This window comes from Moorena sp. SIO4G3 (genome assembly GCF_010692305.1).
GTDB lineage: Bacteria > Cyanobacteriota > Cyanobacteriia > Cyanobacteriales > Coleofasciculaceae > Moorena > Moorena producens_A.
Genome location: NZ_JAAHIG010000418.1, coordinates 1 through 7318 on the forward strand (window position 1 = coordinate 1; position 7318 = coordinate 7318).

The 7318-nt window shown below is 44.7% G+C and carries 8 protein-coding genes and 1 pseudogene; 2 read left to right on the forward strand and 7 right to left on the reverse strand.

The genetic code is table 11. From position 1 onward, the window contains the following. From F6J99_RS38555 to F6J99_RS38575, 5 genes and pseudogenes are all read right to left on the reverse strand, one after another. A pseudogene (locus tag F6J99_RS38555) lies at positions 1-770 on the reverse strand (hypothetical protein); the annotation flags it as partial. Between the two features lie 64 nt (positions 771-834). Beyond that, on the reverse strand, positions 835-1962 hold the full coding sequence (locus F6J99_RS38560; RefSeq protein ID WP_293121264.1) for a fatty acid desaturase: 1128 nt from the start codon (positions 1960-1962) through the stop codon (positions 835-837). A 37-nt stretch (positions 1963-1999) separates the two neighbouring features. After that, positions 2000-3151 (reverse strand): calcium-binding protein, encoded by a 1152-nt coding sequence (locus F6J99_RS38565; RefSeq protein WP_293121266.1) that lies wholly within the window; start codon positions 3149-3151, stop codon positions 2000-2002. 307 nt (positions 3152-3458) lie between these two features. Further along, the gene (locus F6J99_RS38570; RefSeq protein ID WP_293121268.1) at positions 3459-4532 is read right to left on the reverse strand and encodes a calcium-binding protein; all 1074 of its coding nucleotides are present in this window, start codon (positions 4530-4532) and stop codon (positions 3459-3461) included. Between the two features lie 355 nt (positions 4533-4887). Continuing rightward, the gene (locus F6J99_RS38575; RefSeq protein WP_293121270.1) at positions 4888-5598 is read right to left on the reverse strand and encodes a calcium-binding protein; all 711 of its coding nucleotides are present in this window, start codon (positions 5596-5598) and stop codon (positions 4888-4890) included. Between the two features lie 373 nt (positions 5599-5971). Here F6J99_RS38575 and F6J99_RS38580 point away from each other — a divergent pair, with 373 nt between their 5' ends. Continuing rightward, a complete protein-coding gene (locus tag F6J99_RS38580) occupies positions 5972-6097 on the forward strand; it encodes a hypothetical protein (protein WP_293121272.1) in 126 nt (41 codons plus the stop codon). Between the two features lie 52 nt (positions 6098-6149). Beyond that, positions 6150-6299 (forward strand): hypothetical protein, encoded by a 150-nt coding sequence (locus F6J99_RS38585; protein WP_293121274.1) that lies wholly within the window; start codon positions 6150-6152, stop codon positions 6297-6299. Positions 6300-6577: 278 nt separating this feature from the next. On the opposite strand, the gene F6J99_RS38590 is transcribed toward F6J99_RS38585, so the two are convergent. Further along, positions 6578-6736: a hypothetical protein gene (locus F6J99_RS38590; RefSeq protein WP_293121276.1), complete on the reverse strand. Its 159-nt coding sequence runs from the start codon at positions 6734-6736 to the stop codon at positions 6578-6580. Positions 6737-6762: 26 nt separating this feature from the next. Further along, positions 6763-7170 (reverse strand): metalloregulator ArsR/SmtB family transcription factor, encoded by a 408-nt coding sequence (locus tag F6J99_RS38595; RefSeq protein WP_070396004.1) that lies wholly within the window; start codon positions 7168-7170, stop codon positions 6763-6765. Between the last annotated feature and the right edge of the window lie 148 nt (positions 7171-7318).

Consider the following 7318-nt stretch of genomic DNA (forward strand, 5'->3'; position numbering starts at 1 on the left):
ATGCGATCAAGAGACTCTGGTACCCTCTGACGTTTCCCGAGTAGACCATCAGGACGGTGACTATAGCAATGGGTCAGTAGGTCACCGGGCTGCAAAAAAGGGAGTACTTTTTCTATGACTTGAGCTGGTTGAGGACGATGGGCTTCATCTACATCAAACAATTCCCCGATGTGTACATATAAAGGTAGATCAGCGAGGTCAGTTGCTTTCCTTGCTAACTCTAAAACTTGTGTTCCCCATCGAGATAAAGCCCCAGATTCTCCATGCACCTTGAAACCACGCACTAGATGGGGATACTCTGCTGCCAGGGAAACCAGAGCCTCAATATCTACCATGTCAGGGCCATAAAAGGCTGTTCTGGAGCAGTCCGGTGTGATCGTTCCGGTTAAGTTAATGGAAGGAAAACAGCGTACGTCTGTCTGGGCTTTTTCAATTACATAAGCTTTGAATCCTAAAAAAGTGGCAGCACCACAATCACCTTGGTCAACGACGGTAGTGACACCAGCATTGATGCCGACATCATCCGCCCCAAGACTATCACTAACGACCCATTCGTAAATGTGGGTGTGTAAATCGATCAGACCAGGACAGACAATTTTACCTGCAACTGAAACAGTCTTTTGAGCTGGGTGGAGAGGTAATTGAGGGGCAATAGCAGCAATTTTACCTTGATCGATCGCAACATCATAGATATCGTTGAGGTTTTGAGCAGGGTCAATGACATGTCCCCCTTGCAAAACTAAATCATACAGTTTGAGATTCTGATTCATAACAAATGTCTCACTAAATTTAGAGATAGATTGAACAATTAAGACTCCAGTTTGAGATTGGCTCTTACACTTTTGCTCTAACTAAGTTAAAATTGTCCCCAACATAGTTAGATAACTTCAGTCCATCGAATGGTGTCCGCAACAGCATGAAAGACAGACCAGTAGCACCAACAAAGTTGTCGAAGTTGTCACCTTTCTCAGTTTTTTCTACAGTTTCCTGACCTTGAAACAAGCGCTGAGTGCGATAACTAAAGTAGAAGTAGTTACCCAGCAGTTTCCAGACTGGTATGCGCTGCTGATAATTACTAGGGTAGAGTTGGGCATCTAACTGAGATAGTAGATACCAGGGACAGCTCATCAGCCGATGGTGAGCATTGTGATAGTTATGGTTGAGAAATATCAGTAGGTCGAGCCAGCGTCGCGAGCAGGTGATAGTATAAGTATTCACTTCCTCATGCTCTTGGCTATATTTGGGTATCTTGCTATTGATGGAAAAAACAGGAAAAGTATGCTGAAAACACTCTAGGAATTGGGTTATGTTCAGAAAGCAAAGATAGGCAATGAAGTACAATAGCACTGCATGAGGTGCATAGACTGCTAAAGAGGCAAATAGAGCCCCTCGCAGCAGTAAGAGGGAAGCGTTGCGAACACGCTCATCTCGTCGGCTGTGACCGAGGAAGGGAGAAATGGCGATCATCCAGCGTAAGATTAGATTCATGGCGGGGAAATACAGCAATTCTAGGCATAGGATTAACTTTCTGATCGGCGGTGGTAGAGATTGCAGGAAATCGGTGAGAGTTCGGGGTGAAAAGGGAGACAGATCTACCTTATGTACATGATGAGCTATATGGTGGTGAGCCAAATCGCGGTAGCGACTGTAGCAAGAGCCCGTCAAGAAGAGCATCATTTCACCCAAGACTACATTTAAAGCAGGACGGGCAAAAATGTTGTGGTGGAAGCATTCGTGGGCAAAGTAAGCAGACCACATCAGGGTGTGTACTAGTAAAATTGTTCCCAGCAAATTCAACCACCAAGTATCGGTCGTGATGCAGAAGATGGAAAATCCATAACCACCGAATATGTACGCTATGGCTAAACCATTGAGCCAGTAGTTGCGGTGATGGGCGTAGAATTTAAAGTCATGGGAAACGATAGCGGCTGTTTTTTGGTTAGTTTGAGGAGTTGTAACCATATTGATTTACCTTGATTGCCGAAAAATGACCTTGCTTTTAAACAAAGGTGAATAAAGAACTGGGATTCGATAGCACATCTTGACCAATGGGAGAGATCCCATCAACAATCGCAATCAATTCATCTGTAGAATCGAAATTACCATTACCATTAGAATCCAGGGAAATAGCTAGTTGACTAACATCACCATCAAAATCATTAGTGGGATTAGTGAAAGGTGATGCTCCGAAGACATAATCATCAAGCTCTCCTACCAATTGAATCCTATCTGGCCCACTACTTGCTCGTGCTGTTCCAAAGTCAGTGATGAAGGCATAGTCTTGTGTACCCTGGTTATCGTAAAGTATCTCATCTTGAGAAAGACCATTAGCCGGATCTGGTGCTAACCCAAGTACGAAGGTATCTTGACTAGATATGCTACCTTGCAAAGTATCAATTTCTCCTGCTCCAGAGTTAACACCGATAGCACCACCAATTAATGTATCTAGACCCTGATTCAGAAAAGAATCGATGCTGTTACCACCAGCCAGAAAGTCATTACCAGTGCCTCCTACCAGGTAATCATTCAACGGTACATTATTACCAGAGGAAGAAAATTGACGGTCGCCAAAGAGAGAATCATTACCCGTTCCACCGTCAAGGGTATCATTTCCTGCCCCACCTTCAAGGAAATCATTCCCACTGAGACCCACTACTCGATCATTGTCGTTACCGCCATTGAGGGAGTCATCACCACCCCCCCCAGAGAGGAAGTCATCACCATCGAAACCACTAACACTGTCATTACCACGGCCACCACGAAGTGTGTCATTGCCGCTACCGCCAAAAATATCATCATTACCAGACCCGCCGCGAATCGTGTCACTGCCTCTCCCACCAGTTAGTTGGTCATCACCACCATTGCCTTCAATCAAATCATTGTCATCACCACCAGTGACAGTATCATTGCCGCTCCCACCAGTGACAGTATCATTACCTGACTCAGCAAGGATCAAGTCATTGCCACCTTGAGTAGCATCAATAGTGTCATCGCCTCCGAAGGAAACTATAGTATCGTTTGCAGGGGTACCGACGAGTGAATTATTCAATTCTGTACCTTGAATTAAAGCCATAGTCTTTTCTCCTTTCAAATTACAAAGATTGAGATTGGCAATTTGCCCTCCCCCATTGCCGTGTTCCCTTTCTCTCACCGAGATTTCAGTGAGAGTCTTCCATCGTAGTTAAGCTTTTAGGCAGTTAACAGTTGACTAAAAACAGTTCCTTCTTCCTTGTGCCTTTGGTCTTGTGTCTTCTACCTTGTAAGTAGGTCAACCTAATTAAACCTGTCTTGAAAATAGGGTGTTGGGTGTTGGGTGTTGGGAAACTATTTTCGATATTTTCAGTTTAATTAAGTGGAACTGCTAAGGGTGTCAGTATCAAGGTGACATTGATTCTGCTTGGCAGCTCCTGTTAGGGATAAAGCGATCGCTTTATCCCTAACAATATCAGTCACAAACCCTAAACGAAAGTGAAGAAAACCTCCGGAGTTAGTAGCACAGTAAACTCAAGGGAAGAAACATTATCAACAATTGCAATCAATTCATCTGTAGAATCGAAATTACCATTACCATTAGAGTCCAGGGAAATAGCTAGTTGACTAGTATTACCATCGATATCATTGGTGGGATTAGTGAAAGGAGATGCCCCTAAGACATAATCATCAAGCTCTCCTACCAATTGAATTGTATCTGGACCCCGACTATCTCCTTGTCTTCCAAATTCAGTGATCAAAGCATAGTCTTGTAGGCCTCCGTTATCGTAAAGTATCTCATCTTGAGGGAGACCATTGGCCGGGTCTGCTGCTAACCCAAGTACAAAAGTATCTTGACTGGATAGACCACCTTGCAAAGTGTCAATTTCTCCTGAGCCAGAGTTAACACCAATAGCACCACCGATTAATGTATCTTGACCCCGAGGAAAGCTTCGATTACCAGACAGAAAATCATTACCAGTGCCACCTACAATGTAATTATTAGACGGTACACCAGCGTCAGCGGTAAAAGATTGAAAGTTGCCAAAGAGTGAATCATTACCCGTTCCACCGTCAAGGGTATCATTGCCTCCACCACCTTCAATGAAATCATCACCAGTGCTACCCCCAAAGAGTGAATCATTACCATTGTCACCAAGGATGGTATCATTACCTGCACCGCCACGAATGGTGTCATCGCCATCAAAACCCCTCAAGCTATCTTGATCTTGTCCTCCATTGATAAAGTCATTGCCATCAGCGCCAGAGATAGTGTCATTACCTGGAGCGCCCAGCAGGGTATTATTCCCATTACCAAGAACAAATATGCTGTCATTACCATTACCACCATTGATCGAGTTGTTATCCTCACCACCCTCGATTCTGTCATTGCCATCACCGCCATTGATCGAGTCATTGCCTGCATCACCACGGAGGGTTTCATCACCGCTCCCGCCAATAATAGTGTCATCACCACCTTCAGCCACGACAAATGTAAAACCTTCAGTTGATGATTCAAGATCAATTAATTCGCTTTCGTCTGTACCTAGAAAAAATCGCATGTGAGTGTCTCCTTAAAATTGCAAAAATGTTAATTGTCTGTACTTCTCAGCTAGCTCATGACAGGGAATTAATCCCTTGACCAAGCCATTGCAAATGTTGAGGCAAACGTTAAACCAAATTAATAAAGCTTCCCATAAGTTGCATTAATAACTATTAGTTTTTAGTTATGGGAAGCTACAGTTAGTAGTAATCCCTTTTATAGCCATCCTATTTGAACCGTGAACAGTGACAGTTTTTAATCAAAACTTAGCACTCAAAACTCAGTACTATTTTCTTGAGGAAGTGTTGTTCACAAATGGTTTAGGATTTAGGTAGGATTGCTATAGCAGCGGAATTAATACAGTGGAATTAATACTAGGAGAAAAAGGTGAATTGGGTCGAACTACTCAGAGCCAGACCGGTGACATCCGCCACAACACCGATCAGTTCACCAGCTTGACCAGAATTATTCTGATGGATTAAAGTATCCGTTGATGAGTCCCCTGCACCAGCAAAGCTTTGCTCGACCAAAACATAGTCACTGGCACTGCCCAAGAGACCGATAGTATCTTCTGCAACACTGAAGTCAGTAATCAAAGCGTAGTCACTGTTGCCAGACGCTGTATAGAATACTCCTTCAGGGAGACGGATGTCATCGAGAAGTCGTTCGGGAATCCCCAAGTTAAACCGGTCTGCTCCTGACCCACCAGTTAGAGTATCAATTTCGCCGCCGCCAAAAGCCAAGCTAGTGTTACCTATGACATAGCCAGCTCCTGCTAGGGTATCATTGCCATCATTGCCATTGAGCTGGTCGTTGCCCCGATTGCCAAAGAGTTCGTCATTGGCGCGACCACCATTGAGCTGGTCATTGCCCTCGCCGCCAAAGATATCATCTCGACCGCCACCACCATTGAGGGTGTCATTGCCTTCGTTGCCAAAGATATCGTCCCGACCTCTTCGGCCTTCGACTAGATCATTACCGCCTTCACCACGGATGAAATCATGACCGTCCAAGCCATCAATCTGATCAGCCTCAGCAGTTCCAATGAGGGTATTGTCCTCTGCTGTACCTGTGATTTGTGACATTGAAATTTCTCCTTAATTTGTGAGTTGATAGTCTGATGTTGAACTTTGGACAACAAGCCGTAAATCCTAGTGATATACATCAGCAAAGTGTGAACAGTCAGCGGTTTCAGCGCAATAGCTGCATGTCGCTAAACGTTCTATAGTTTCAGAATAGTGGGAATACAACAACAGAATGTCTCAGTTTTTGTCTCAGTTTTTTGTCTCAGTTTTTTGTCTCAGTTTTGTCTCAGTTTTGTCTAGTTTCAGGGGGTGACTGTCAGTTCACGGCAACTTTCGTGTTCTTGCAAAGGCTTCGATCATCTTCTTAGATCATGTCAGGATAATTACCCTGTCTTGATGCAGTCGCTCATGGGGGAAACCACGGCAGTCGCTCATGGGGGGAACCCCCAAGACCGCGCTGCCTCCCCAAGACCGCGCTGCATCGCTTAATAAAAACCTCCCCCATCTCCCCATATTCCCCTCCTGGGAGCAGGGCTGTTTCTTGCGTCGGACTAAATAAAATTTCACCGGTAGAGAGGTGGGGAGATCTCACAGGGGTAGGTTTTTTACATTTGGGTAAAACATGGGACGACCGAGAGGGAGAGGAAAAGGAAAACAACGAAGAAGCGATGCAGCGCTTTCTTATCCCCCACACCCCACACCCCACACCCCACACCCCACACCCCACACCTGACGTCAAAGTAAAAAACCTACCCTTATGAGCCCCGCCCCCGCCCCTTAATTATTAGGTATTCAACCAGACTTGATATAAGCATATGCGCTACGCCCAAGCTACTTGAGGTGCTTATGGGCTATGGGCACGCTACTTGAGGTTCTATTGGCCTTTGGCCAACGGCTGAATGCTTAAGAGGATATCTCCCAAGTTTTTTGATACTGAATTTTGCCCCCCTAGCCCCCCAATTCTGGGGGGAACAAGAATCTATTTGCTGGTAAAAGTCCCCCAAGCGAGGGATTGCTCGCTTGGGGGACCAACGGGGGCTTAGGTGTAGCAAATTAGACTTCTCAGACAACCTCTAAGATTGAATTGCTTTTGTTCCCCAATATGTCGATACCGTTTGCTCCCGGCGTGACCTGCATAGACTAGGGTTTGATCAGGTAGGGTAATGGGTAATGGTTCGGGAGTAATCACAATTACCAATTACCAATTACCAATTACCAATGTCCCTAAAAAGATTGCTGCATCGCTTTGAGTTGCTCTAGCTTTTGATGTTGTTGCTCTATTTGCAGTGACAGGGAATCACACACTAGCTCACATAGCTCAAATATAAAGGGATTAGCTATTTGGTAAAAGACATTGATTCCTTGTTGATTGCGAGTGACAATCCCTGCTTTAGCTAGGATTTTTAAATGCTTGGATACATTGGCTTGACCTAAGCCTGTTTCTTCGATAATTTGACTAACATTTTTGGAGCCGGACTTCAGACAACAGATAATCTGCAACCGACTTACTTCAGATAAGACTTTAAAGAAATCAGCGATCAGAGTCAAGGAAGTAGGGGATAACTGGGATATCTCACAGTCTGGAGGTTGCTCAGTCCTCAGAGAGGATTTTGGCAAAGAACTTTTAAGCATAATAGATTGGCTGACAGTGGTAATCAGGGCTACGCTTTATCTATTATATTATTATACGGTAGTCTTAGGGAGTAGGGAGTAGGGAGTAGGGAGTAGGGAGTAGGGAGTAGGGAATAGGGAGTAGGGAGTAGGGAATAGGGAGTAGGGA